Here is a 24,395-nt window from a genome sequence, read left to right on the forward strand (position 1 = left end):
AATGATGCATTATTTTTTAACTATTGATAATGGTGGAACTAATACTAAGGCTGTTATTTGCACTGACAATGGGCAACAAGTAGGAATGGCGTCTTTTCCAACCAAAAGAATAGAGCCGCAGCCAGGTTTTCAAGAAATTAAGCTATCCAATTTATTAAGTGATATTGGTCAAGTTATTCAACAAGCATTGAAAAAAGCTAATTTAAAAGCTGATTTGATTGAAGCAATAACAGTCGTTGGACATGGTAAGGGATTATATACTTTAGATCAAACAGGCAAAATTTTCATGAATGGTATTTTATCGACCGATAATCGTGCACAAAATATCGCTACTACATTACAATCACAGGTTAGTCGTATTTACTCGATTAGTCATCAACAAATTATGGCTAGTCAAGCTCCTGTCATTTTACGCTGGTTGAAAGAAAACCAGCACGAACAATATGATCGAATTGGATATATTTTGTCAAATAAGGATTTTATTCGTTATTTGTTAACAGATGAGATTAAACAAGAAATCGGAGATGCTTCCGGCAATAATTTAATTAATTTAGATACAGGAAAATACGATCAAAATTTGTATGATTTTTTTGGGGTTCCAGAAATTTATAATAAGTTACCACCTTTAATTAAAGCAACAGACTTAGCAGGTCATGTTACAAGCAAAGCAGCACAAGTAACAGGTCTGAAAAGTGGAACCCCAGTATATGCAGGTATGTTTGATATTGATGCTTGTGCTATTGCAACTGGAGTATTGAATGAACAAAAGTTTAGTATGATAGCTGGAACCTGGAATATGAATATCTTTCCTAGCTTACAGCGAGCACCGCAGTCTGCTGGTTTGATGAATTCAATATTTCCTACTGATTTAAATCTTATTGAAGCTTCTAGCCCTACATCGGCTGGTAATTTGGAACTTATGATTAAGATGTTGTTAGCAGAAGAGGTTCATAATGCCAATTTACATCAGAAATCTATTTATGATTATTTAGAGATGATGCTAGATAGTACGGATGCTGCCTATACACAGTTGTTATTCTTTCCTTTTCTATATGGAAGTAATTCAGATCCAGCAGCTGAAGGTGCATTTATTGGCTTACGTAGTTCGACCACGAAATCCGAAATGATTAGATCAGTTTATGAAGGAATTTGTTTTGCCCATCGGGATCATATAGAACAATTACTTAAGGTTTTAGGACATCGACCTGAAGTTATTCGGATGTCAGGAGGGGCTTGCAACTCTAAACATTGGGTACAAATGTTTGCGGATGTTTTAAATTTGCCAATAGAATTAACTGCTGCCAGTGAATTAGGTGGCTTGGGGGGCGCAATAACTTGTGCAGTTGGTGAAGGACTATATCCTGATTTTTCTAGCGCAGTTGCACAAATGACTCAAGTTATAGAGCGGTATGAACCTATTGCAGATCAAGTAGAAATTTATGAAAAAAAATATCAAATTTATGATTCACTACTACGAACTTTAGAGGGAAAATGGGAGAAGTTAAAAAATTTACAAAAGGAGTTGAATAAGCAAAATGACCATTAATGCTTTAGGTATTTATGAAAAAGCTTTACCGCCTAAGTTAAATTGGGAGCAAAAATTTAATTTAGTGCATGATTTGGGATTTAATTTTTTAGAATTTTCAATAGATGAAAGTGATGAACGTTTACAGCGACTTGATTGGTCCAAAGCGCAACGTTCTGAATTTCGTCAAGCAATGTGGAAAACTAATAGTCGAATTAACACACTCATGTTGTCAGGACATCGACGTTTTCCTTTGGGCTCTGCTGATGAACATGTTCGGGAACAATCTTTGGAAATTATGCAAAAGGCAATTGATTTAGCTGTTGATTTGGGTATTAGAAATATTCAATTGGCAGGTTATGATGTTTACTATGAGCCTAAGACTGTCCAAAGTCATGAACTTTTTTTAGAGAATCTACAAAAATGTGTCGATATGGCTGCTAAAAAATTAGTCATGTTATCAATTGAAACGATGGATGATCCCTTTTTGAATTCATTAACTAAAATTTCACAAGTTAAAACACAAATTAAAAGTCCTTGGCTACAAGGTTATCCAGATTTAGGAAATATTTCAGCTTGGCCCGAAAATGATGTGATTGTAGATTTAGAAAATAATGTCGATAATATCGCGGCCATTCATTTAAAGGATACTAAAAAAGTCACTCCCACATTTAAAGGACAATTCAAAGAGGTTCCTTTTGGCGAAGGCGATGTTGACTTTTTGGGATGTTTAAAAGCTTTAGTCCGTTTAGGATATTCTGGTAGTTATACAGTGGAAATGTGGACTGAAAGTGCAGCGGATCCAACAACGGAAATTAAACAAGCAAAATTATTCTTTGATCAATTGTTTAAACAGGTTGGTATTCGCCAAGAGGCTCTTAATTAGGAGGATTAAAAATATGTTAGAAGCTTTAAAGCAAGAAGTTTATGAAGCAAATATGCAGTTGCCCAAGTTGGATTTAGTGACATTTACTTGGGGAAATGTTTCTGGAATTGATCGAGAAAAAGGCTTGTTTGTGATTAAACCTTCTGGTGTCGACTATGAAGATTTAAAACCTGAGGATTTGGTAGTTGTAAACCTGCAAGGGGAAGTAGTAGAAGGAAAAATGAATCCTTCTAGCGATACGCCAACGCATACGGTTTTGTATAATGCTTTTCCTAATATTGGAGGGATTGTGCATACTCATTCACCGTGGGCAGTCTCGTTTGCCGCTGCTGGGTTAGATGTTCCCGCATTGAACACGACTCATGCGGACACCTTTTATACCGCAGTGCCAGCAGCCAGAGCATTAACTCAAGCAGAAATCGAAGCAGATTATGAAGGTAATACTGGAAAAGCGATTGTAGAGACTTTCAAAGAGCGGCAGTTAGATTATGAAGCAACACCAGCAGCTTTAGTCAGTCAGCATGGACCATTTGCTTGGGGAGCAACTGCAGCCAAGGCGGTTTATAATGCTAAGGTTTTAGAAGTAGTTGCTGAAGAAGATTATCATTCCCTGCAGCTAACCCGAAGTAATATTGAGTTACCACAGTATTTACTAGATAAACATTATTATCGTAAGCATGGACAGAATGCGTATTATGGACAAAATAATGCCCAATCACAGACCCATGCCCAACATGAAAAATAAATAAAAATGTGAACTTGACTGTAATAGTCAAATTCACATTTTTTATTTATATAATCTAGTATTAATAAATTCCATAATTGCTAAGCCAATTAGGCCAACACCTAACAGCCGGAAAAATAAGCGCAGCATATCAAAAGGATTAAAAACTAGGGTAATCCCCAGTACAATTAACAAAATGGAGTACAAGTAATCTAACCAGGGTGTAACATTAATATATTTTCGATTAACCCGAGCGTTAAAAAATTGATTAACACCATTGATTAATAAGATAATACCTAAAAGTATGGGCAGCAGCGGGAATAAAACATGTGCAATTGGAAAGATTAATAGCGCCATAATAATTGAAATAACTGCTGTAGCATAAGGACCAGTATTATCACTATGGGTTTTAGCCAGCAACCAACCATCATGAAGGGCAATCAATGCTAAACCAATTAAATAAGCGGAAATTAAATAAAGAATTGCATCCAAACTTTTGTCAGGATTAATCAGAATAATAATACCTGCAATTGCTAAAAAAAGAATCCGCAACCAACGATACCAATGAAATTGGCGTGAATATTGTTTCATAAGAACTCACCATTAACAAGAATTTAAATAATCACTTAATTCTAATCCCAATAATGTCTTAAAGCAATTTAAACTTTAAAAATCTTAATTTGTTACGTTGTATTTTCCCACTACCAGTTCTAGGGAAATGGTCAATTTGGCGAAATTCGACTGGCACCTTATAATGGGCTAAGTTTTGTTGACCAAAAGCTCGCAAAGTGGCATTACTTAATGAGTGCTGGTTACTCGTCAAATAGGCAATTGGGACGGCTCCATATTTATCGTTGGGCAAACTTGTAACCACAATATCAGCAATTGCAGATAGTTGATGATAGACATTTTCGACTTCATTAGGGAAAATATTTTCTCCACCAGAAATAAACATATCATCTAAGCGCCCCTTGACAAATAAATAACCCTGCGAATCCAGATAACCCACATCACCAGTGCAATACCAACCATCTTTTGTAAATTTACTATGATAAAGTTCCATTTGTTGCCAATAGCCCACCGCCAGTGCCGGAGACTTCAGCTGAATTTCGCCTATAGTTTGTTTATCAGCAATTCTGATTTGATTAGTAAAAAGCGCTTGTCCAGATGAGCCGCTTTTGCGGACAGCATCTTCTGGTTTTAAAGCAACAACATTGGAGCAAGTTTCCGTCATCCCATAAGATTGAACAGTAGGGATGTGAAATTGTTGGCACAGTTTTAAAGTTTGAGGATCAATTGGTCCCCCACCCAAAAACATAATTCGAAATTGAGTGTTGTAAGGTTGTGTCGATTGATAACTTGTTAATAGCTGTTTGAGCATTGTCGGTACCACAGAAAAAATTGTAATAGGTTCATTAATTAATAAGTGTTGGCAACGTTGAACATCAAATTTTGGTTCTAAATAAATAGTAATACCAAAAATAAGTGAACGCAGTAAAATAGAAAATCCTGAAATATGAAAAAGCGGAACGGTGCATAACCAAGCATCATTTTCAGTAATTTGAAAATTTAACATCGTATTCATTGCAGAATGCCAGTGATTACTCCAAGTTTGTAAAACTCCTTTAGGATGGCCAGTAGTTCCAGAAGTATACATCATGCTAGCAATTTGCGAACTTTCAATGTCATGGACCTCATAAAAAGTAGGTTTGGCTTGTTGCAAATCTTGTTGAGTAATTATACGTAAATTATTTACTTGAGCAATCGCACTATTTTCTAAAGTGGAATCCACCAAACAAGCTTGTATTTGGGAATTATTAACTTGATATTGCAGTTCCACAGCAGCCAGGCGAATATTTAAAAAGACAATCGGCAAACTCAGTTGCTGTAAAGCTAAAATGTTATAATAAGTTTCAAGATTATTTCTACCAAAAATAGCTACGGGCTGCTTAGGTTTCAAACCTAGTCCTTTTAATCTTTGAGCAGTTTGTTGCACAGTTTGTAAAACTTGGGCAAAAGTAAATTTTTGGTTTTGATAAACAACTGCTATTTTATGAGGTGACAGTTGAGCGCGTTTATTTAACCAGTTTTCCATAAATAGTAACTCTTTTCATAATTAAGGAAATTTAGGGAATTTATCAAAATCGGGTTGGCGTTTTTGAAGATAAGCGTCCCGACCTTCTTGAGCTTCAGGAGATTCATAAAAGAGCATTGTTGAGTCCCCAGCAATTTGTTGTAATCCTGCTAAGCCATCCGTGTCAGCATTCATAGCAGCTTTAATAAAGCGCAATGCAGTTGGAGATTTTTGAAGAATTTCCCGACACCAAGCTAGAGTTTCTTTCTCGACATCTGCTAAGGGAACAACTTTATTCACCCAGCCCATTTGATAGGCCTCTTCGGCGGTATAAGGATGACATAAGAACCAAACTTCTTTGGCTCGTTTATGCCCAATGACTCGAGCTAAATAAGCAGAACCATAACCAGCATCAAAACTGCCAACTTTAGGTCCAGTTTGCATGAATTTGGCGTTATCAGCGGCAATAGTTAAATCACAAACTAATTGTAAGATATTGCCTCCGCCAACAGACCAGCCTCGAACCATCGCAATGACAGGTTTAGGAATAATGCGAATAAGATGTTGCAAATCTAAAACATTTAGGCGAGCGATATGGTCTTTGCCGACATAACCGCCATTACCCCGTACTTTTTGATCGCCACCAGAACAAAATGCTAAGTCGCCTTGGCCTGTTAAGATAATGACACCAATACTAGCATCATCACGGCAATAATTGAATGCGTCAATCATTTCTTGAATAGTATCAGGGGTAAAGGCATTGCGAACTTCTGGACGGTTAATGGTAATTTTGGCAATTTTATCCTGACGCTCAAATAAAATTTCACTATAAGTTTTAATAGTTTTCCAGTCAGACATTTAATTCTCTCCTTTGAGGTAAAAATATGAATTTAATTGATTATTTGGGTATTAAAGTTATTAATCAATCATCACAAAAAGTTGAATTACAGTTAACTGTAACAGCAAATATTATGCAACCTTACGGTCTTGTTCATGGGGGAATTAATAGTGTTCTTGCAGAAACGGCAGCCAGTATGGGAGCTAACTTGAATTTAACTGCTCATCAAATAGCTGTGGGAATGAACATTAACACACAGCATTTACGGGCTGTGAAAAGCGGAGTTTTGTTAGCCCAGGCAACACCCATTAAAATTGGTAAACAAACTCAAGTTTGGCAAGCAGTTACTTATCAAGACGAACTTAATAACCCTACTAGTTATAGTACCATTACTTTATTAAACCAAAAACAGAATTAAACTATTTATTGATTCATATGCAAAAAAGCATCTTCTGAGATAATAGTAATTTCACAATTGAATCGATAAAAGATAATTTTTGGTTATTGTATCTAGTTATGACTTTATACTTTAGTTTGTGATTTTTTCGTGGTAAAGTAGTTATGATAATTAAAGAATACGAGTCGGGGATGAAAGTTATATGACAAAAATTAATGCAGCAGATAAAATGGTCCAAGTAATGGAAGCTTGGGGTATTGATAACGTTTATGGCTTACCAGGTGATTCTGTTGACACGACAATTGAAGCGTTGTATCGCGAGCGTGCAAAAATTAAATTTACACAGGTGCGCCATGAAGAAGTAGCGGCTTTGGCCGCAGCTGCTTACGGCAAACTAACTGGGAGAGTTAGTGTTTGTCTATCTATTGGTGGACCCGGAGCAATTCACTTACTTAATGGATTATACGATGCCAAGATGGATCATGCACCAGTTGTTGCTATTTTGGGTCAAATTCAGTCACACTTATTAAATACAGGCTTTTTCCAAGAAGTAAATACACCTACTTTGTTTGAAGATGTAGCTGTTTATAATAAGTTAGTTACCAATCCCGCTACTTTACCTAACGTGATGGATGAAGCAATTCGAATGGCTTATACCCATAAGGGAGTTGCCGTATTAACGATTCCTGATGATGTGCCAGATCACAAAATTGCAGACACTTTTGTGCCGACAGCAGGTCAATTTCAATTAGAGCAACCACAAGCAAGAATTCAAGATGTTGATCGGGCTTTAGCAATGATTAAGAAAGCTAAAAATCCAGTTGCTCTCATTGGTAAAGGTGCTGAGAACGCGCAATTAGAAGCCAAAGAATTTGTTGAACGTTATGCTATTCCTTTTATTCAAACAATGCCTGCTAAAGGAACAATTGCCGACGATCATCCTAATGCTCTAGGTCAAATTGGAAAATTGGGAACTAAACCAGCTTATGAAGCAATGTTCAATGCAGATTTGTTAATTTTAATTGGAACAGATTATCCATATGCTCCATATATTAATCATAAAATTCCCGCTATTCAAATTGATGCTGATGCCAGTCATATCGGCCATCGTCATAATGTAGATTTAGCACTTGTTGCCGATTCGAAGTCAGCTTTAACTTTGCTAAATGCTCGTGGTGAAGTAGTAGCACAAAGAGCATTTTTAGAAGCTTGCCAACAAAATATGCGGATTTGGCGGGCTTGGATGAGTGATGTTCAATCGAAAAAACATACTGGTGTTTTACCATCCAAACTATTTTCAACAATGAGCCAAATGGCTCCTGAAGATGTTGTTTGGTCAATTGATGTCGGAACAGCAACCTCCTTCGGGGCTCGCTTTATTACTGCTAAGCCAACCCAAAAATATACAATTTCTGCTTGGTTAGGAACTATGGGTTGTGCTTTGCCTGGGGCAATTGCAGCTAAGAGTGCTTGGCCAAATCGTCCTGTATATGCAATTTGTGGTGATGGAGCTTTTGCTATGGTGATGCAAGACTTCGTGACAGCTGTTAAGTATGATTTACCTATGGTTTTGGTAGTATTAAATAATCAAATGTTGGCCTTTATTGAATATGAACAACAATCAGCTGGACAACAAAATTATGGTATTGATTTAGCTGATATTGATTATGCTAAATTTGCTGAAGCCTGTGGTGGTATTGGGGTCAATGTTAAAACGGATGCTGAATTTAAAGCAGCTATGGAACAATATCAAAATCCTACCAAGCCAGTCTTAATTAATGCTGCTGTGTATGATGAAGCACCATTACCTGGTAAGATTGTAATGGACGAAGCTAAAGGTTATATGAAATTTGGCTTTGAATACTTTAAAGATAAATTCCAAATTCCAAAGATGCCGCCATTAAAAGAAATTATGCGTCAATTTTTATAAAATAATGTAAAAAGTTGAGACATTGCGTCTCAACTTTTTGTTTACTTTTAATAAAAAAACAGCCAGCGAATTTTGCTGGCTATTTTGCAGTTATCTTTCAGGATCATTAATTTGAGCTTTTTGCGCGCGATACCAATTTTCCCAAGCTTGCGGAGTATCGAGTTGTTCCATATCTAAATGGGCGTTAGTAACTAAATCCTCCAATAAGTGATTAATGATCTCGTAGTGTTGCTTCATTAAAACTGGGATAATGTCTTTCATTCGAAAATTGCGATCATGTAAGATAAAAACATTTAATTCGGTAACGTGATGATCAAAATCATATTGAGAGACAATTTCTAAATCATTGTCACGTAAATGACGAACATAAAATGTTAAAAAAGCAGCAACTGACTTTTCACTGTAAGTTGTAGTAGACAATTTTACTCCTTCTTTCTTTAGCACATACACATTTATCATTGCATGATTCTCAGCAATTGTAAATCATTTTATCAAAACTTTTTTCAATTGGGAGCGATTAGCTGTAAGCAAAAGGATAATAGTCATCACTAAGGCAATTATAATTTGCAGTTGATAAGTTCCTTGTAAAATATGTTTACTAAAAATAGGGACTACATTGTTGAAAACTAAAGCTGAACTAGAAAAGCCCAAACTAGTAATTGCTGAAAAGAATCCCATAACTAATGGATAACGTTTGGCAGTGGCTAAAGTCGATAAAATATAAGGTACGGTTGTTAACATAGTGGCGCTCGCACCACCAATTATAAAAGTAGCAAGGCCAATACTCCAAGTATTGTGCCACACTAATAAGAGTATACCGCCAATAGTATTAGCTGCAAAACAAGCGGCCAATAAATACTGTTTAAAAAAGCGACGAATCCATTTTAAAGTAACACCGACTACAATGGCAGCTGCACCATCTAACATAATAATTTGTCCAGAAAGTGCTGGCGAACCTAAATGAAAATGTTGAATGTAAATGGCATTTTTATTATATAAGACAGCTTCTAAAAAGACCATCAAGCTAGCAGTAATTAAGTAAGCGATAATTGAGATAATAGTTTGTTTAGACATGACAGTTGGTTGTACTTGGGTGACATTATCTTCTTCTTGACCAGGATGTGTGCGTGGCAAAGCCCAAATCACAATTACTAAACTAATTAAAGCTAAAAAGAATAAATAATAGTTATGTAACCAGTATTGGCTGGCTAATAAGCCTCCCAAAAAGAGTAACACCATCGAAGAACCATTCTCTAAGGCAACTACACGTCCTAACATGTTGGCCAATGATTCGCCACTATAAATATAAGACTGCAGGCTAGGTAAAATTGTAGTGATTCCCCCAGCACCTAAACCAGCCATAAAACCAGCAATAAGCAGGTTAGTAATAGACGTATGCCAAATTAAAGGCGACAAGCCGCCAACTGCTAAAATAGTTACACTGATAATTGCTAGACGTTTAAAAGTCCAATGGTCCAATAATTTGCCAAAGATTAAGGCTGAAATCGCTGCTGCTAAATCACCAATAGTAGCAACAGACTCTACTTGAGTAGCGCTAGCATGAGGGAAAGCATGCCCAATGACCGCAATAGCTGGCGAAGTAGAAACAGTTAAGCGGGCAATAACAGCTAAAGCGATAATTCCAATGAGAATTTTATTTTTCGAGGTGTGTTGAGACATAGCGGACCTTCCTTTTCTAATATAAAATTAACTATGATTGCTACTGACTCATAATTTAACTACAATGAAGGTAGTTAAATGGAGGTAATTAATATGAATTTTGATCAGGTAAACCAACGTTATGGAACATACAGTATGAAATGGGATGGGGCTCAAAATGTTTATCAAAATCCAGATGTAATTCCAATGTGGATTGCTGATATGGACTTTCAGTCACCTCAACCAGTAATAGACGCCATAAAAAAGCAAGCTGCAACTGGCATTTATGGCTATACAACAGAACCGAATATGACGGCTATTCCCCAGATTATTGCCACTTGGTTACAACAACAAAATCATTGGACAATTAATCCCGATAATCTGGGATATAGTGCGGGAGTGGTTAATGGCTTGGGTTTAGCCATTAGAGCACTGACTCAAAAAGGAGACGCTATTATCACTCAAACTCCATTATATGGGCATTTTAAGATAGCTGTCGAAAATAGCAAACGGCAATTAATTAGTAATCCGCTCATTAAAAAGGATGGCACTTATAGTTTTGATTGGGATAATTTAGAAAAACAAATTAGCGATAATCAAGTGAAAATGGCAATTTTATGCAATCCCCATAATCCAACTGGTCGAGTATGGACTAGTGAGGAATTAAAGCGCTTTGCCCAAATTTGTCAACAACATCAAGTAATTATACTTTCAGATGATATTCATAGTGATTTAATTTTACCAGGAAATACTTACCAACCACTAGCTAAGATTTATCCTGAATACCAAGATCATATTATTACTTTTAAATCACCATCAAAAACTTTTAACTTAGCTGGATTACAGTTTGCATATTATTATACAACTAATCCTGATTATCAAAAGCAAATGCAATCGGCAGCCGCTTATGCTTCTAATCCAGATTTTCCGACCGCTTTTGCACTGCCGGCTTTAACTGCAGCATATCAAGATTCTCAAGATTGGTTACATGAACTATTGGCTTATTTAGCTGATAATCTGCAATGGTTAACCGAAGAAATTGAAACTCAAACGCCAGCGCAGGTTACACGCAGTCAAGCCACTTATTTATCTTGGATTGATGTTAGTTATTTGCGCTGTTCTGAAGATGAATTATTAACCGCGTTAGATGCTGGTGGCATTGGGGTACAGACTAATCGTGAATTTGGTTTAGATGAACAAGTTGGATTATTTATTCGTTTAAACTTTGCAACGCCACGAGAACTTTTAGAAACTGGGGTCATTCGACTGATTAAAGTTTTACAACAGTTAGAAAAAGATTAAGAAATTGAAAAATTACAATAATGGCTGAGATAATTATTTGTCTCAGTCATTTTTAGTTATAAATTAGTTATTTTTCAAGCTTATTATTTGTGCTGGAGGTAATAAGATGACCAATATTATCGAAACACATAATTTAACTAAACAGTTTAAACATGAAAAAATTTTAAATGAGGTTTCTTTACATGTGCCCGAAAATTCGGTTTATGGTTTATTAGGACCAAATGGAGCGGGTAAGTCGACATTACTAAAATTATTAACCGGTGTGTGGCATCCAAACTCAGGGGAAATCTTTTTTAAGAATCATCCTTTACAGACTAGTGATCTACAGCAAATGGGAGCTATGATTGAAGGACCAGCAATTTATTCGAATTTGACGGCTTATGAGAATTTGAAAGTCATGGCGTTGTTATTACACGCTAATGACCAAAGAATTGATCAGGTTTTAAAGATTGTTAACTTGACGAATACAGGTAATAAAATTGTGAAACAATTTTCCGTGGGGATGAAACAACGATTAGGTATTGGAATGGCTTTAATGAATAATCCCCAATTATTAATCTTGGATGAACCGACTAATGGTTTAGATCCTCTGGGGATTCAAGAATTGCGGGATTTTATTAGTTCTTTGCCCGCCCAAGGCATTACGGTTATCGTATCGAGTCATATCCTCAGTGAAGTTCAACAAATGGCAGATGTTGTGGGAATTATTGTTCAGGGTCGCCTTTCTTATGAACAAGCTAATGATAAGCAAGCTGAAAATTTAGAGCAAGTATTTATGCAAATTGTAGAACAGGAGCACAAAAATCATGCTAGCAATTATTAAAGCCGAATTTCTCAAAGAAAAGCGGGCTGCCAATGCTAAATTACTCTTAATTGCACCCGTGATTTTTATCGGGTTCATTTTATTGTTAAATCTGTTAATGGGTCCTAGTCCAAAGGGCAAAAGTTATCTAGTAGCTGCGGCCTTTAATTGGTGGCCAATGATTATTTTACCAGCTATGATTACCTTAATGGTTGCAAACATTTGCGATAAAGAAAAATCCGTCCAGCAAATTTTTTTGAAGTCTACCGGTATTCCAGCAAAAAGCTTGTTAATAGCTAAAAATTTAATAATTTTTATGGAGACATTAGTTATTTTAGTGATTTTGGGGTTGTTGGTTTTTTTCATTGGCAAAGTGATACTCCAACAAGATATTTTAGGCAAACAATTATTGAAAGCTACTATTTGTCTATTTGTAGGTAGTTTACCTATTATTGAAATGAGTTTTCTCGCGAAAAGATATTTTTACTTTTTAGTGATTATTATTGCAAATTTTGTTTTAAGTATTGTAGGCGCTGTTGTTGCCGTTAAAAGTTACTGGTGGTTATTTCCTTGGTCTTATAACTTGCGTATGATGGCTCCGCTTTTAGGTGTTCATCCTAATGGAACTTTTTTAAATACAGGGGATTCGTTATTAAATTTGACAGCTGTGCCGCAAGCAATTATTAGTGCTAGTATTTGGAGTATTTGTTTGTTGGCTTTACAATTAGCCCTGCAATGCAGAGGTGAAAAACATGATTCAATTAATTAATGCGCAATTTAAAAAAACTCACCGGACAGCGATTCAAGGGCTTAGTTGGAGCTTACCCTTTTTATATGCAGTAATAGTATTTTTTTATTTTGTAGGTCGTCATAGTCATCCACGAGTAATTTATTCGGCTTTTTTCCTAGGGTTTATTGTCTGTGCTGAATTTGCCTTGAGTATTTTGGTTCCAATGATTTATGCAGCTGAACGCAGTGCAGGTAATTTTGCTAATGAGTTACGTATTGGTGTTTCCCGTAAACGACTGTGGTATAGTCGTTTTGGGATGCTAGTATTGATGCTCATTGGTATCGAATTAGTTGCTGTAGTAACATTTATCGGTTTAGAAACAATCTTTGCCAGACACATATTAGGAATAAATGAATTAGTTTATGCCTGCTTAATGCCGTTTTTTTTAATACCTGTCATTGTAATTTATCAAGTTATGGCTTGTCTTTTTAGTTATACAGGTACTTTAATAACGGGTATTATCTTTACATTATCAGCTATTTTGTTAGGTACTACTGATTTAGGCAATCAAATTTGGTATTGGGTGCCTTGGACTTGGGCAGTTAAGTTGCTTTATCAAGGGTATGGGCAATTTAATATCGGATTTAGACATTTATACTGGTTAATGGCACTAGTAGCCGTGATTTTAACTCTTGGCGAATTGATTCTCTCCAGTGTTTGGTATAATCGCTGGGAAGGAATAAGTAAAATGGAGTAAGAAAATGAGCACAATTTTAGTGATTGATGACGATGATGATTTATTAAAATTAATCCAAAATATTTTAGCTGAGCAAAATACAATTATTACGCGCAATTCTGTTATTGGAATTAGTCAAACAGAATTAAATCAAGCTGATTTGATTATTTTAGATGTAATGATGCCCCAAATAGATGGCTTTCAATTTTTGCGGACGCATCGGCAATTTATTGATGTTCCAGTTCTGTTTTTAACTGCCAAAGATTTTGAACAGGATAAGTTGGAAGGCTTTGCTTCTGGTGCTGATGACTATATTACGAAGCCTTTTTCTATCCAAGAATTGCGCGCCCGCGTGGCAGCTAACTTGCGGCGCGAACAACGTAATAAGCATACGCGCTTAAGTGATCCACCGGTGACTTGCGATTTAATTCAGCGCCAGTTTTATGTACAGCAACAATTAATAACATTGACGGCTTCAGAATATGATATTTGTTTGTTTTTGTTGCAGCATGCACATCAAGTATTTTCGAGAGAAGATATTTATACGGCAGTTTACGGCTATGATGCTCCAGGAGATAGCAAATTCACAATTACTGAGCGGATCAAGAAAATCCGCGATAAATTTAATAAGGCACATGTTAGTCCAATTCAAACAGTTTGGGGTATTGGTTATAAATGGGAAATAAATCTTTAAAACAAATACTTATACTAATGTCTTTACTAGAAGTCGGTTATACAATTTTATTGGTGCTAGGATTAGTAGGTGTGTTTAACTTTTCTTTGCGCCAAGGTTGGGTTTATCCTGCTAATTATCCCGAACAGCAAGTATCTCAAGTTAAAAAAGATTTACAAAAATCCGATGGAAAACAGTTAACTATTCCTAATATTTATGAATATCGTTTGGAACAAAATGGACATTTAATTCACAATACGCTTCCTAAGCATTATTACCAAGAACTCACCGAAGCACGCCACAAGGGTTATGCTCAAGCGCATACCTTATTTGCACCGCGAATTTTTTGGTATTTGACGCAGCAAAAAACGCATTTGATTCTATCATATCGACTAACAGCTGATTTTACTTCTGCACGGCTGCGACATTATTTGCCCTCAGCAGAAATGGTAGGTCTATTGACTTTAGGAATTTTGTGGATTATCGGTTTAGTAGTAATTATTTCTTGGACAGTTACAATGGTGAATCAAGAATTGAAAAAAATAACTTTTGCTAACCAACAAATTCAAAACTTAAATTTGAATTTTACAGAACAACAAAGTGATATTAAAGAAATTGAACTAATTTTACAATCCATCAATCAAATGAAGTCAGCTTTACAAAAGTCACTGGAACAACAATGGTCCTCCCAACAGCAATTACAACAATTAGTCCAAGATGTGACCCATGATATTCGGACACCAATCACTTTAATTAAGGGCAATTTAGAGCTGTTGGAAGAAAGAGCTATTACTAATCAGCAACAGGCATTAATAAAGGATGCTAATAATGGAGTTCAACGACTAGAAGAATATGTTGCTTGGTTGAAAGTAAATAGTCATTTACAAACCAGCTCTCATACCACTGAAAAGATTACTCAAGACGTGATTAAGCATTGGTTAGATTGGGTTTCTAGTTTAGCACGGGCGAAACAATTAACAATTAAAGTAATACGAATGGATGAAAGTGACCTGCAAGTGAATTTGTTTCAAGTGGCGCAAGCCTTTCAAAATATTATTTTGAATAGTGTTGAGTTTTCTCAGCCGCAAGGTGTCTTAAAATTAGACTTTTGCAATCAATCAGATAGTTATCTCATTACGGTACTGGACAATGGGCCTGGCTTTAGTGAAGCAACTTTAACAGCTGCTACAAAGCGCTATTATACACAAAGGTCACAAAAAAATGAGCATATGGGCTTGGGTTTGACGATTGCACAACAAATTATGAGTCAAAATAATGGACGTCTAGTTTTAAAAAATGAATATTACAAACAACAAATAAGCGGTGGCAAAGTGCAATTAGTTTTTAATAAGTAAGCGCTTTGCTTAATTTTTTGGTACAATTGACCTTATGAGGAGGCCTTGAAATGGTAGTAACTAAAAAACAAATTGGTCGGACCAAAAATGGCAATATTGAACTGTTTACAATTACTAATAATCACCACACTCAAATTAATCTTTTGAGTTATGGTGCAACTTGGCAAAATTGGCAAGTTCAAGACAATAATCAACTGCAATCATTAATTACCCATTATGATGATTGGACAAAATATCAAGAAAGTACGTATTTTGCAGGTAGAACTGTAGCCCCAGTAGCAGGACGGATTACAAAGGCGCATTTTCAGTTGCAGGGACAAGATTATCAGATGCAACCTAATGAAAATGACGATTTATTACACAGTGGGACTACTGGTTTTCAACATCAAAATTTTGTAGGACAAGCAGTTGATGATCATACCGTAGAGTTTGCTTATACTTTGCAGGCTTCAGACAATTATTTTCCCGGAACTTTACAATTGCGAGTACAATATCAACTAACAGATAGTGATTGTGTGCAAATTACTTATTGGGGAACCAGTGATGTCACAACATTATTTAATCCAACTTGCCATGTGTATTTTAACTTAGATCAAAATACCAGCATTAATGAACAACAATTACAAATTAATGCAGACCAATACTTAGAATTAACTGCAGAAAAAGTTCCAACGGGTCAACTTTTACCAGTGGATGCAGCAACTGACTTTCGCCATAGTAAAACCTTGGCATCAGGATTAGAATCCATCCAACAACAAACGGGTAAAACAGAATTTGATCATGTTTATTACACACCTAACAAATTAGTAGCAACTCTGCAAACTACTCAACGAGCAGTAGATTTATATTCAGATCGTGATGCTTTGGTCATTTATACAGGTAGCCCAGAGGCAACAGAGTCTGATTGGCACCATTACACAGGATTAGCCATGGAAATGCAGAGTTTACCAGATGCTATTAATCATCCTGATTTTGGTGATATTATTTTGCCAGCAGGCAAAACCATCAGTTACAGCAGTAGTTACCAATATCGCAAACTATAAACAATAAAAGACAAAAATAAACCTTGAGGTTAGCTGTTTTAGCTATCTTGAGGTTTATTTTTTAAATTTGACATTGATCACAGATACCCCAAATTTCCACATGATAATTCTTAATTTTATAATTAGATAATTGCTGTTCAATTGCAGTAAAGTCGGGCAATGGCAATTCCAACGCACGGCCACATTGCTCACAAATGAAATGACTGTGTTCTTTTTTTGCAAAATCACATTGAAATTTAACACGTAAACCATTCGTAAACATTTTAGTTTCTAGAATACCAATTTGCTGCATTTCTTTGACATTCCGATAAATAGTATCATGGCTCATTTTAGGAAAAAAGGCGCGCATTTGTTGATCAAGTTGGGATAAGGCAATATAAAAATCGGCTTGCTGAGCCAAGTATTCTAATAAATATTGCCGCTGTTTGGTAATTTTAAAGTTATTTTGTTGCAAAATTTTTAAAGCTACGTCGATGGTAGACATGAAAATTCCTCCAGATATTTTCATAGACATCAGAAAACGGCTATGCTAAAATGTAAAACGTAACAATTACTATTTAGATTATAGAAGCTGATGGGAGAAGAGTCAATTGTTAACATTACGACGTCGCTTAGGACTAATAATCGGGGCTTTACTGTTGGTAATTACTCTGAGTGGTTGTCAGTCTGTACATAAACAAACTGCCAACTCCAAATTACAAATTGTAGCTTCTACTCCGACCTATGGACAAATGGCTACTCAAATAGCTGGCAAATATGCTCAGGTAACCACCATTATGGATAATCCCAACGTTGATCCCCACGATTTTGAACCGACAGTGCAAAATGCCAAACAAACCAGCCGAGCTCAAATTGCAATTTATAATGGCTTAGGCTATGACTCATGGATGAATCGGCTGTTAGTTAATAATCAACAAGCAACTAAAATTAATATTGGGCAATTGATGCATAAACAAGTAGGTGATAATCCACACTTGTGGTATCATCCCCAAACAATGCCTACAGCAGCACAACATTTGGCTGAGGTTTTAAGTCGCCAAGATCCTACCCATCGTGCTTATTACCAGCAACGTGCACAAAAATATCTCCAATCTTTACAACCATTACAGCAACAGATTCACCAAATTAAAATTCATCGTCAACAAAAGTTAGTAGCTGTCAGTGAGCCAGTTTTTGATTATTCATTACAGAAGATGGGCTATCAAATTGCCAATCCACATTTTGCACAAGCCATCGAAGAAGGTGCTGATCCAGCTCCACAAGATATTAATAAATTACAACAGTTAATTAAAACCAGGAAAATTGCTTTTTTGGTTGATAATCAACAAGCTGCCAATCCGGTAGTGGCTAACTTAGTTAAACTAGCTCAAAAATATCAAGTTCCAGTGGTTAAGGTAACTGAAACCCAACCAGCCAACCTTTCTTATCTTCAATGGATGGAGCGGCAATATCACAAAGTTTTGACAATCGAGGTTCAAAAATGAAGTCAACCCCTTTAATTAAAGCTCATGATCTAATGGTCAAATTCGATCAACAAGTTGTTTTTCAAAAATTGAATTTTTCTATCAATCGTGGCGATTTCTTTTGCATTGTGGGACCTAATGGCTCGGGTAAAACCACTTTACTACGAGTTATTTTAGAAGAATTAGCGCCCACTAGTGGTGAACTGCAACGTTATTTAACCAGCAAACAGATTGGTTACGTGCCCCAATTTCGCAATTTAGAAACAGATTTTCCTTTGTCTGCGCAAGCTTTTGTAGAGTTGAAACTGATTCAAAAGCCTTGGCCCTGGTTAACAACCACTGAAAAAACTCAAGTTCAACAAGCTTTATCCAAAACACATCTAACTGCCAAAAAAGATTGGCGGATTGGGCAAATGTCTGGTGGCGAAAAACAACGAGTCTACCTGGCACAAGCTATTGTGAACCAGCCACAATTATTAATCTTGGATGAACCCACAGCTAGTTTAGACGTTCAAGCTAAATACGAGATAATGGATGTGGTCCAGGAATTGAATCAGCAAGGAACAACAATTATTTTTATTACACATGATCCGCAATTATTAGAAAAATATGGCACCAAAACTTTACACTTAGGCGAGGAGGGGCAATAATGCTGCAATATGAATTTATGCAAAATGCGGCAATTGTCGCAACAGTTATTTCGATTTTATGTGGCGTGATTGGCGTTTTTATTACAGCTCGGCATTTGTCTTTTTTAACGCATACGATGTCAGAAATTGGTTTTTCTGGAGCTAGTTTTGGCTTGTGGATGGGGTGGACACCCTTAAATGGGATGTTACTTTTTACAATTTTAAGTGCTTTGGTAGCTGGTTCTTTTAATAAGAATAAGCCGTTAAAAAGTACGGTAATTAGCTTAATTTCGGCTTTTTTCATGGGATTGGGAGTTTTATTTTTATCGATTTCTCAAGCTAGTTCTTCTTATGCTACTAATATTTTATTTGGCAGCATCGTCGGTATTAGCCGAGGTGATGCGATTCAAATTAGTTTGATTGCCTTCATTGAATTAATAGTGATTGTTTTAATGTATCGCCAATTAAAATTTGATTTTTTTGATCCAGTAGGGGCCCAAGGCGGGATTCGCTTTAGTGGCACGATTAATTTGATTTTTTTAATGATGATGTCTTTAAGTGTTAGTATCGTTTCTCAAATTGTGGGCGCTTTGTTAGTTTTTGCCCTTTTGACTTTACCAGCCGCAGCGGCTCAGTTTTGGGGGAAAACAGTGCATTCGCTGATTATTTGGAGTATTATATTTGCTTTGATAGGTACTTGGTCAGGGTTGGCACTAGGATATTGGACTAATTTGCCGGTAACATTTTTTATTACCACCATTGAAACGTTGATTTATTTAGTAGCTTGGGGCAGTAGTAAAATTTTAAATTAATACATCAAAAAGCAGTCTTATATTAAGTTATAAGGCTGTTTTTATATTTATGAAACTTATTGTTCAGCGACATTCAGAGATTTGAGTTTGTAAATATAACTAGTAATGTATAAAATAATGATTAATAGCTGAATCTTTATTTATAGGAGAACTACGATTTTGAATCTTAGTAATTTAACTCTTGATGATGCATATAAATTAATAGCATATGAAAAAAATCCACATTACTTATTAGAATACAATGAAGTCTACAATCAAATCGTAAACACAATTACATATGATAATGAAACATATAAATGTCAAATAGATGATCATCGTAATAGTGTTTTTTATGCATTAAATGTTCATACAACACCTGTTGAAACCATTTTTTCTATTGGATTAAGAGATATTGAGAGTAATATACACTTAATAAGATTTGATTTTGGCAATCACTTAAGACATACGAACAATCAAGGAAAGAAAAACGAAAAAATCATTCATGGTTCACATGTCCATTTTATGTCTGTTCCAGATAAATATTCTGTTAAAAACGTTATAGCAGTTGGGTCTATAGAAGAGTTTAAAAATTTAAAACGTATTAAAGAGACTTTTCTAAAATTTATAGATTATACTAACATTAGATAATTGCTAAACAACAAAGGAGGTGATGATATTGGATAATGCTGAAAAGTTAAGAAATGTTTATATGGATTGGATAAAAGAAGATCTTGAATTTCAAAATTTAGATGAAAATTATGTTTCTATTAGTACTCCTTTTATTGATAATGATTACGATAATATTAATTTATATGCTTCTTTTGTCAACAAAAATATAGTCAAGGTTTCAGATTTTGGGTTCACTCTTTATAATTTGACAGAATTAGGAATTAACTTAACGCCAAAATTTAAAACTGGCTGGTATATTTTTAGGGAAATTCTGGATGATTTTGGCATAAGTAATGATAAGGGGACTTTATGTGTGCAAACACCTATTGAAAACTTTCCTATGGCAAAAACACGCTTGCTTCAAGCAGTTATGCGGGTTAATGATATTTTTTATCTAAGTAAGCATAACGTAGTAAGTTCTTTTAATGATATCATCGCTGAATTTTTTAATAAAAATAATATTTTATATACTCCTTCATTTGAAATACCTAATCCATTTGGCGCGTCTTCCCATTTTGATTTTGCCATTCCTAACCGTAAAGATGGAGAAAGGGTAGTTAAGACAGTTTCTCGGCCTAATGATATCAATCAGGCTAAAATATTCAACTTTGACGTGCATGCAACATCTAGAAGTAGGAATGCCAAATTTATTTTATTGGTTAATAATACAAAAGAAAAAAAGTTAAATGGTTCTTTAGTGGCTACAGCAATGAACGAGTTAAGCGATACGACAGCTTCAGTTTTAGGTTTTAAAGAAGTTCAGGAAAATAATACTGAATTAATTAATGCTTAATCTGATAAAAGAATCTCTATTTTGAAGTGTTGATAGAAAAGATATCAACGCTTTTTTAGATTGTTTAAGTACTATTATCGCTAATAATATAAAATTTCTTTTTGCTTACGTTCATAATATTAGGCTGGCTAACTTTTAACTATTTATTCATTTTATTTACGGTTGATTTTGCATTACAGTACACTCTAGGCTTTATAATCAATTTATCAAAAAGTGAGGAGATAATAATTTTGTCTGGAATGGAAAAAATGAACTTTGATTTACAAGCTGATGCAGCCAAAGCTGTCCAACTGCAACGAGATGATGCTGTATGGCAACATGGCCGTGGCAGTGTCTCTGATGGGCAGGATACCAATGCTGATGGTCAACCAACTTGTGTCTTGACTGATACTGCTAATGCAATTGTTATTTATTTTTCAAGATCGGGGAGTACCGAGCTATTGGCCCACATGATTGCTATGCAGGTGGCAGCTGATAGTTTGGAGATTGTCGTACAAAAGCCTTATAGCCAAAACTATCAACAAACACTAAATCGAGCGAATTATGAACGCTTAAATCAGCGTTATCCAGCATTAAATATGCAGGTACCTAATTTGGACCAATATCAAACTGTTTACCTAGGCTATCCCGTATGGGCAATGACTTTATCACATCCCATGACTGCGTTTTTGAAAAGTTATGGTTCACAATTGAATAATAAAAAGATTGTTCCTTTTATGACGCAAGGTGGTTATGGGGCTGGCGACAGTGTGCAGCAAATTCAAGCACTCTTGCACAATCAAGGTATTCATAATGAAATGGCTCCCTCTTTAGTTATTGATGGTAACAAAGTTAATCGGGCATCAAGTCAAATTAGTCAATGGTTGAATTTAGTTAACCGTTGATTAATGAAAAATTTGCTACTCAGCCAGAATTATCGTTTTAATAACAAATCCGTGATAATTATTTAAGCAGATATTATTTTTTGTAAAACTTTCAAAAAGGCTTCCGCAGCACTAGAAAGCGGCCGATTTTTGCGCCAAACAAAATTAATTTTGGTGGTTAATTGCGGTGCTAATGGGCGAAAAACTAAGTTAGGGATGTCTATGGCATTGATGAGGTGATCTAGACAATAAACTATGCCAACATCTGCTTGAACTAACATTGCTGCGTTAAATAACAAATTATAAGTACCAATTATGTTTTTTGAAGCAATAGCATGTCCAAACCAATTCTCTAATTGACCAAAAGTGTAAGGTTGCCTCGGAAAGATAGCAGGAGTGCCATCTACATCTTCTGGCGTAATGACTTGCTGTGTTGCCAGCTGATTAGTAGGATGCATTAAGATGCCCCAAGTATCTACATAGGGCAAAACCATAAAATTATACTCTTGCATATTAGTAGGATCTAACAACAGGGCAAAATCTAGAAAACCAGATTTCATTTTATAACGTAATTCTTCGCCACTACCGCTAAATAAGTGAATATGCACTTGGGGATACTGAACATTCATTATTTTAAGAGCTTGAGCTACAGGTTTTAAAGCTTGGGTCTCACCACAACCTATATATAAATCGCCACTTATAACTTGTTGATCAGTTAAGTCGCTTTTAGTTTTATCAATCATTGTGATAATTTCTTGGGCGCGTTGCAAAAGATAAGTGCCTTGTGCAGTAAGGCTAATATGTCGACTGCCACGCTGAGCTAATGTTACCCCGAGCTCAGCTTCTAATGCGCTTAGTTGACGAGATAATGCTGGTTGAGAAATATGTAAAACTTGTGCAGCCTTAGTAATATTCCCTGATTCAGCAATAACAATAAAATTTTTAAGTGTTTGTAATTCCATTATTAGCTCCTTACATGCATTTTAAACATAGTATAGATTAAATATAAGTATTTTACATTAAATAGCTATCAATATAAGATAAATACAGAGATGATATTAATGACACAAAATGAATTAATTATAGAATTGAACAACTTAACTGCCAACTGGCTTCAAGATGTTGATGAAAACTGCGCCCAACATTTAACGACGGATCGATTATTGATACCGATTATTGCCTGTACAACCCAAGGGACAACAACGAAGATCGAAGTTTTAACAAAAAAGGCTTTGAATTCCGCAATTAAACCAGAAATTATAGTGGAAGTAGTTCTACAATTGGCGCCAATTGTAGGTATTTTACGTGTTCAACAAGCGTTAGAGTGTCTGCAACAATGTTTTGATAAGGAACATATTATTTATCAAAGACCAACTGCTGAAGCTCATTCTAACTATGGCGCTCAAATACAGGCCAAATTATATGGCACAGAAATTAAAGATTTACTCAAGAATTTACCAGATAAAGCAGGTGAATTTATTCCTACAGCTTTAACAGAACATTTTTTTAACGATTTTTATGGTCGAATCCTACTTTCTGTTGCTGAACGTGAGCGCTATGAATTAATGGCACTCATAACTTTAAATGTAGAATTTCAAATTAAAGCTCATGCACTTGGGAGTCTTAAGGCTGGTAATCATGTTGGTGAATTAGTTTGGTCAACAATCCGATTGTTACCTTATATAGGATTTCCCCAAGTAATTAATGCAGTTCAACTAATACAACAAGCGTATCAAACACTACAAAATTCAAAATAGTTGGAACATAAGAGATTAGGATGAAAACACATCCTAATCTTTTTTGCTTATGAAATTTCTAAATCATATACTGAAGAGTATTTTATTTCCAGTTATCAACGAGCAAAAACTCAACATACTTAATAATTATTAGGAAAAAGAGCTCAAGCATTTGGATGAGTCCAAAATGTTAATGATTGTACATTTAAAAATAAGATAGTTGTGCTAAAAAGCGTAAGTTTCAACTTAGGCTTTTTTATTTTTGGGGTTTTTAATAAATCGCTATCTTTGGGGAGAATTAGCAATTAAAAAAGCATCGATATTTTAATTAATAAAACGTTATATATCTTAGGAAAACTATACATAAATATTAATAATTAAATAATTATTGTTAAAATAGCATTGAAAGTCATCCTTTTTTGCGGTATATTGCAAAAGGATGTTGAAATTGCCACTTGGATTTTTTTATGAAAAGTAAATATTATCATTTGCTGGTGATTTTATTCACTTATAGTCACATAAACTAATTTGAAGGGACTTTTTTAAGTATGGAAGAAGTAAATAATTTATTAGGATATCTCAAAGCACATCATATTTCGCAGGCACAAGTAGCCTCAATAATTAATCGCTCAATATCAGCAACTAATCGTAAAATTAATAACCATTCAGAATTTACGCGCAGTGAAATTCATAAACTACATTATGAACTTAATATACCATTGGAGATTTTAATATAAATTAATATGACAAGAAGAGATTGAATACTTTGCCAATGAA

Annotated in this window: 27 protein-coding genes; 20 read left to right on the plus strand and 7 right to left on the minus strand. The window is 35.2% G+C overall.

Annotation, left to right across the window (positions count from 1 at the left end):
• Nucleotide 1 precedes the first annotated feature (1 nt).
• Genes DS830_RS08435 through DS830_RS08445 form a run of 3 tightly spaced genes read left to right on the plus strand, consistent with a single transcriptional unit; the run spans nt 2 to nt 3,156 of the window.
• On the plus strand, nt 2-1,546 hold the full coding sequence (locus tag DS830_RS08435; RefSeq protein WP_118909005.1) for an FGGY-family carbohydrate kinase: 1,545 nt from the start codon (nt 2-4) through the stop codon (nt 1,544-1,546).
• Complete coding sequence (locus DS830_RS08440) at nt 1,542-2,411, plus strand: L-ribulose-5-phosphate 3-epimerase (RefSeq protein WP_205526816.1); 870 nt, start codon at nt 1,542-1,544, stop codon at nt 2,409-2,411. Before DS830_RS08435 ends, DS830_RS08440 begins: the two co-directional genes overlap by 5 nt.
• Nucleotides 2,412-2,424: 13 nt before the next feature.
• Nucleotides 2,425-3,156, plus strand: coding sequence for an L-ribulose-5-phosphate 4-epimerase (locus DS830_RS08445; protein WP_118909006.1), 732 nt, complete (start codon nt 2,425-2,427; stop codon nt 3,154-3,156).
• 42 nt (nt 3,157-3,198) lie between these two features.
• Here the strand turns inward: DS830_RS08445 and DS830_RS08450 are convergent, their stop codons facing one another.
• Genes DS830_RS08450 through menB form a run of 3 tightly spaced genes read right to left on the minus strand, consistent with a single transcriptional unit; the run spans nt 3,199 to nt 6,067 of the window.
• Nucleotides 3,199-3,726, minus strand: a complete 528-nt coding sequence (locus DS830_RS08450) for a DUF308 domain-containing protein (RefSeq protein WP_118899799.1) — start codon at nt 3,724-3,726, stop codon at nt 3,199-3,201.
• Between the two features lie 58 nt (nt 3,727-3,784).
• Entirely contained in the window at nt 3,785-5,230 is a 1,446-nt protein-coding gene (locus DS830_RS08455; RefSeq protein ID WP_118909007.1) for an o-succinylbenzoate--CoA ligase, read from the minus strand.
• A 21-nt stretch (nt 5,231-5,251) separates the two neighbouring features.
• The gene (gene menB, locus DS830_RS08460) at nt 5,252-6,067 is read right to left on the minus strand and encodes a 1,4-dihydroxy-2-naphthoyl-CoA synthase (RefSeq protein WP_118909008.1); all 816 of its coding nucleotides are present in this window, start codon (nt 6,065-6,067) and stop codon (nt 5,252-5,254) included.
• 26 nt (nt 6,068-6,093) lie between these two features.
• Here menB and DS830_RS08465 point away from each other — a divergent pair, with 26 nt between their 5' ends.
• Complete coding sequence (locus DS830_RS08465; protein WP_118909009.1) at nt 6,094-6,465, plus strand: PaaI family thioesterase; 372 nt, start codon at nt 6,094-6,096, stop codon at nt 6,463-6,465.
• Between the two features lie 181 nt (nt 6,466-6,646).
• Nucleotides 6,647-8,374: a pyruvate oxidase gene (locus tag DS830_RS08470; protein ID WP_118909010.1), complete on the plus strand. Its 1,728-nt coding sequence runs from the start codon at nt 6,647-6,649 to the stop codon at nt 8,372-8,374.
• A 90-nt stretch (nt 8,375-8,464) separates the two neighbouring features.
• Here DS830_RS08470 and DS830_RS08475 read toward each other — a convergent pair whose 3' ends face one another.
• Both DS830_RS08475 and DS830_RS08480 read right to left on the minus strand, forming a co-directional pair.
• Entirely contained in the window at nt 8,465-8,794 is a 330-nt protein-coding gene (locus DS830_RS08475; protein WP_118899789.1) for a hypothetical protein, read from the minus strand.
• A 63-nt stretch (nt 8,795-8,857) separates the two neighbouring features.
• Complete coding sequence (locus DS830_RS08480; RefSeq protein ID WP_118909011.1) at nt 8,858-10,054, minus strand: MFS transporter; 1,197 nt, start codon at nt 10,052-10,054, stop codon at nt 8,858-8,860.
• A gap of 93 nt (nt 10,055-10,147) precedes the next feature.
• Between DS830_RS08480 and DS830_RS08485 the strand changes: the two genes are divergently transcribed.
• From DS830_RS08485 to DS830_RS08515, 7 genes are all read left to right on the plus strand, one after another.
• Complete coding sequence (locus DS830_RS08485; protein ID WP_162887565.1) at nt 10,148-11,335, plus strand: MalY/PatB family protein; 1,188 nt, start codon at nt 10,148-10,150, stop codon at nt 11,333-11,335.
• 106 nt (nt 11,336-11,441) lie between these two features.
• A complete protein-coding gene (locus DS830_RS08490) occupies nt 11,442-12,158 on the plus strand; it encodes a lantibiotic protection ABC transporter ATP-binding protein (protein ID WP_118909013.1) in 717 nt (238 codons plus the stop codon).
• Nucleotides 12,142-12,906: a lantibiotic immunity ABC transporter MutE/EpiE family permease subunit gene (locus DS830_RS08495; protein ID WP_118899782.1), complete on the plus strand. Its 765-nt coding sequence runs from the start codon at nt 12,142-12,144 to the stop codon at nt 12,904-12,906. The genes DS830_RS08490 and DS830_RS08495 overlap by 17 nt, the downstream gene beginning before the upstream one ends.
• Entirely contained in the window at nt 12,890-13,624 is a 735-nt protein-coding gene (locus DS830_RS08500; protein ID WP_118909014.1) for an ABC-2 family transporter permease, read from the plus strand. The genes DS830_RS08495 and DS830_RS08500 overlap by 17 nt, the downstream gene beginning before the upstream one ends.
• Nucleotides 13,625-13,628: 4 nt before the next feature.
• Nucleotides 13,629-14,297, plus strand: coding sequence for a response regulator transcription factor (locus tag DS830_RS08505; RefSeq protein WP_118909116.1), 669 nt, complete (start codon nt 13,629-13,631; stop codon nt 14,295-14,297).
• 17 nt (nt 14,298-14,314) lie between these two features.
• Entirely contained in the window at nt 14,315-15,631 is a 1,317-nt protein-coding gene (locus tag DS830_RS08510) for a sensor histidine kinase (RefSeq protein ID WP_205526784.1), read from the plus strand.
• Between the two features lie 50 nt (nt 15,632-15,681).
• The gene (locus DS830_RS08515) at nt 15,682-16,674 is read left to right on the plus strand and encodes an aldose epimerase family protein (protein WP_118909016.1); all 993 of its coding nucleotides are present in this window, start codon (nt 15,682-15,684) and stop codon (nt 16,672-16,674) included.
• A 61-nt stretch (nt 16,675-16,735) separates the two neighbouring features.
• Here DS830_RS08515 and DS830_RS08520 read toward each other — a convergent pair whose 3' ends face one another.
• Nucleotides 16,736-17,158 (minus strand): Fur family transcriptional regulator, encoded by a 423-nt coding sequence (locus DS830_RS08520; protein WP_162887566.1) that lies wholly within the window; start codon nt 17,156-17,158, stop codon nt 16,736-16,738.
• Nucleotides 17,159-17,264: 106 nt separating this feature from the next.
• On the opposite strand from DS830_RS08520, the gene DS830_RS08525 reads away from it, so the two are divergent.
• The 6 genes from DS830_RS08525 to DS830_RS08550 all read left to right on the plus strand — a co-directional run bounded on the left by DS830_RS08525 (nt 17,265) and on the right by DS830_RS08550 (nt 21,903).
• Nucleotides 17,265-18,158 carry a metal ABC transporter solute-binding protein, Zn/Mn family gene (locus DS830_RS08525; RefSeq protein WP_118909018.1) on the plus strand — a complete coding sequence of 298 codons (894 nt, stop codon included), beginning with the start codon at nt 17,265-17,267 and terminating at the stop codon, nt 18,156-18,158.
• A complete protein-coding gene (locus tag DS830_RS08530) occupies nt 18,155-18,787 on the plus strand; it encodes a metal ABC transporter ATP-binding protein (protein WP_240366805.1) in 633 nt (210 codons plus the stop codon). The genes DS830_RS08525 and DS830_RS08530 overlap by 4 nt, the downstream gene beginning before the upstream one ends.
• On the plus strand, nt 18,787-19,578 hold the full coding sequence (locus DS830_RS08535; RefSeq protein WP_118899768.1) for a metal ABC transporter permease: 792 nt from the start codon (nt 18,787-18,789) through the stop codon (nt 19,576-19,578). The genes DS830_RS08530 and DS830_RS08535 overlap by 1 nt, the downstream gene beginning before the upstream one ends.
• A gap of 159 nt (nt 19,579-19,737) precedes the next feature.
• Nucleotides 19,738-20,205 carry a DUF6978 family protein gene (locus tag DS830_RS08985; RefSeq protein ID WP_240366806.1) on the plus strand — a complete coding sequence of 156 codons (468 nt, stop codon included), beginning with the start codon at nt 19,738-19,740 and terminating at the stop codon, nt 20,203-20,205.
• 28 nt (nt 20,206-20,233) lie between these two features.
• Nucleotides 20,234-21,019 carry a DUF1828 domain-containing protein gene (locus DS830_RS08545; RefSeq protein ID WP_162887567.1) on the plus strand — a complete coding sequence of 262 codons (786 nt, stop codon included), beginning with the start codon at nt 20,234-20,236 and terminating at the stop codon, nt 21,017-21,019.
• Between the two features lie 239 nt (nt 21,020-21,258).
• Entirely contained in the window at nt 21,259-21,903 is a 645-nt protein-coding gene (locus tag DS830_RS08550) for a flavodoxin (RefSeq protein WP_205526817.1), read from the plus strand.
• Between the two features lie 62 nt (nt 21,904-21,965).
• On the opposite strand, the gene DS830_RS08555 is transcribed toward DS830_RS08550, so the two are convergent.
• Nucleotides 21,966-22,844 (minus strand): LysR family transcriptional regulator, encoded by an 879-nt coding sequence (locus tag DS830_RS08555; RefSeq protein WP_118909020.1) that lies wholly within the window; start codon nt 22,842-22,844, stop codon nt 21,966-21,968.
• Between the two features lie 99 nt (nt 22,845-22,943).
• Here DS830_RS08555 and DS830_RS08560 point away from each other — a divergent pair, with 99 nt between their 5' ends.
• Both DS830_RS08560 and DS830_RS08565 read left to right on the plus strand, forming a co-directional pair.
• Nucleotides 22,944-23,639, plus strand: coding sequence for a carboxymuconolactone decarboxylase family protein (locus tag DS830_RS08560; RefSeq protein ID WP_118909021.1), 696 nt, complete (start codon nt 22,944-22,946; stop codon nt 23,637-23,639).
• A gap of 527 nt (nt 23,640-24,166) precedes the next feature.
• On the plus strand, nt 24,167-24,355 hold the full coding sequence (locus DS830_RS08565) for a transcriptional regulator (RefSeq protein WP_118899761.1): 189 nt from the start codon (nt 24,167-24,169) through the stop codon (nt 24,353-24,355).
• The last annotated feature ends 40 nt before the right edge of the window (nt 24,356-24,395 follow it).

It is taken from the genome of Bombilactobacillus bombi (assembly GCF_003522965.1).
Classification (GTDB): domain Bacteria; phylum Bacillota; class Bacilli; order Lactobacillales; family Lactobacillaceae; genus Bombilactobacillus; species Bombilactobacillus bombi.

Coding starts and splice junctions, on each gene's coding strand:
- DS830_RS08435 (WP_118909005.1), top strand. CDS start 2: ATGATGCATTATTTTTTAACTATTGATAATGGTGGAACTAATACTAAG.
- DS830_RS08445 (WP_118909006.1), top strand. CDS start 2,425: ATGTTAGAAGCTTTAAAGCAAGAAGTTTATGAAGCAAATATGCAGTTG.
- DS830_RS08450 (WP_118899799.1), bottom strand. CDS start 3,726: ATGAAACAATATTCACGCCAATTTCATTGGTATCGTTGGTTGCGGATT.
- DS830_RS08455 (WP_118909007.1), bottom strand. CDS start 5,230: ATGGAAAACTGGTTAAATAAACGCGCTCAACTGTCACCTCATAAAATA.
- menB (WP_118909008.1), bottom strand. CDS start 6,067: ATGTCTGACTGGAAAACTATTAAAACTTATAGTGAAATTTTATTTGAG.
- DS830_RS08465 (WP_118909009.1), top strand. CDS start 6,094: ATGAATTTAATTGATTATTTGGGTATTAAAGTTATTAATCAATCATCA.
- DS830_RS08470 (WP_118909010.1), top strand. CDS start 6,647: ATGACAAAAATTAATGCAGCAGATAAAATGGTCCAAGTAATGGAAGCT.
- DS830_RS08480 (WP_118909011.1), bottom strand. CDS start 10,054: ATGTCTCAACACACCTCGAAAAATAAAATTCTCATTGGAATTATCGCT.
- DS830_RS08485 (WP_162887565.1), top strand. CDS start 10,148: ATGAATTTTGATCAGGTAAACCAACGTTATGGAACATACAGTATGAAA.
- DS830_RS08490 (WP_118909013.1), top strand. CDS start 11,442: ATGACCAATATTATCGAAACACATAATTTAACTAAACAGTTTAAACAT.
- DS830_RS08495 (WP_118899782.1), top strand. CDS start 12,142: ATGCTAGCAATTATTAAAGCCGAATTTCTCAAAGAAAAGCGGGCTGCC.
- DS830_RS08500 (WP_118909014.1), top strand. CDS start 12,890: ATGATTCAATTAATTAATGCGCAATTTAAAAAAACTCACCGGACAGCG.
- DS830_RS08505 (WP_118909116.1), top strand. CDS start 13,629: ATGAGCACAATTTTAGTGATTGATGACGATGATGATTTATTAAAATTA.
- DS830_RS08510 (WP_205526784.1), top strand. CDS start 14,315: ATGTCTTTACTAGAAGTCGGTTATACAATTTTATTGGTGCTAGGATTA.
- DS830_RS08515 (WP_118909016.1), top strand. CDS start 15,682: ATGGTAGTAACTAAAAAACAAATTGGTCGGACCAAAAATGGCAATATT.
- DS830_RS08520 (WP_162887566.1), bottom strand. CDS start 17,158: ATGTCTACCATCGACGTAGCTTTAAAAATTTTGCAACAAAATAACTTT.
- DS830_RS08530 (WP_240366805.1), top strand. CDS start 18,155: ATGAAGTCAACCCCTTTAATTAAAGCTCATGATCTAATGGTCAAATTC.
- DS830_RS08535 (WP_118899768.1), top strand. CDS start 18,787: ATGCTGCAATATGAATTTATGCAAAATGCGGCAATTGTCGCAACAGTT.
- DS830_RS08550 (WP_205526817.1), top strand. CDS start 21,259: ATGGAAAAAATGAACTTTGATTTACAAGCTGATGCAGCCAAAGCTGTC.
- DS830_RS08555 (WP_118909020.1), bottom strand. CDS start 22,844: ATGGAATTACAAACACTTAAAAATTTTATTGTTATTGCTGAATCAGGG.
- DS830_RS08560 (WP_118909021.1), top strand. CDS start 22,944: ATGACACAAAATGAATTAATTATAGAATTGAACAACTTAACTGCCAAC.
- DS830_RS08565 (WP_118899761.1), top strand. CDS start 24,167: ATGGAAGAAGTAAATAATTTATTAGGATATCTCAAAGCACATCATATT.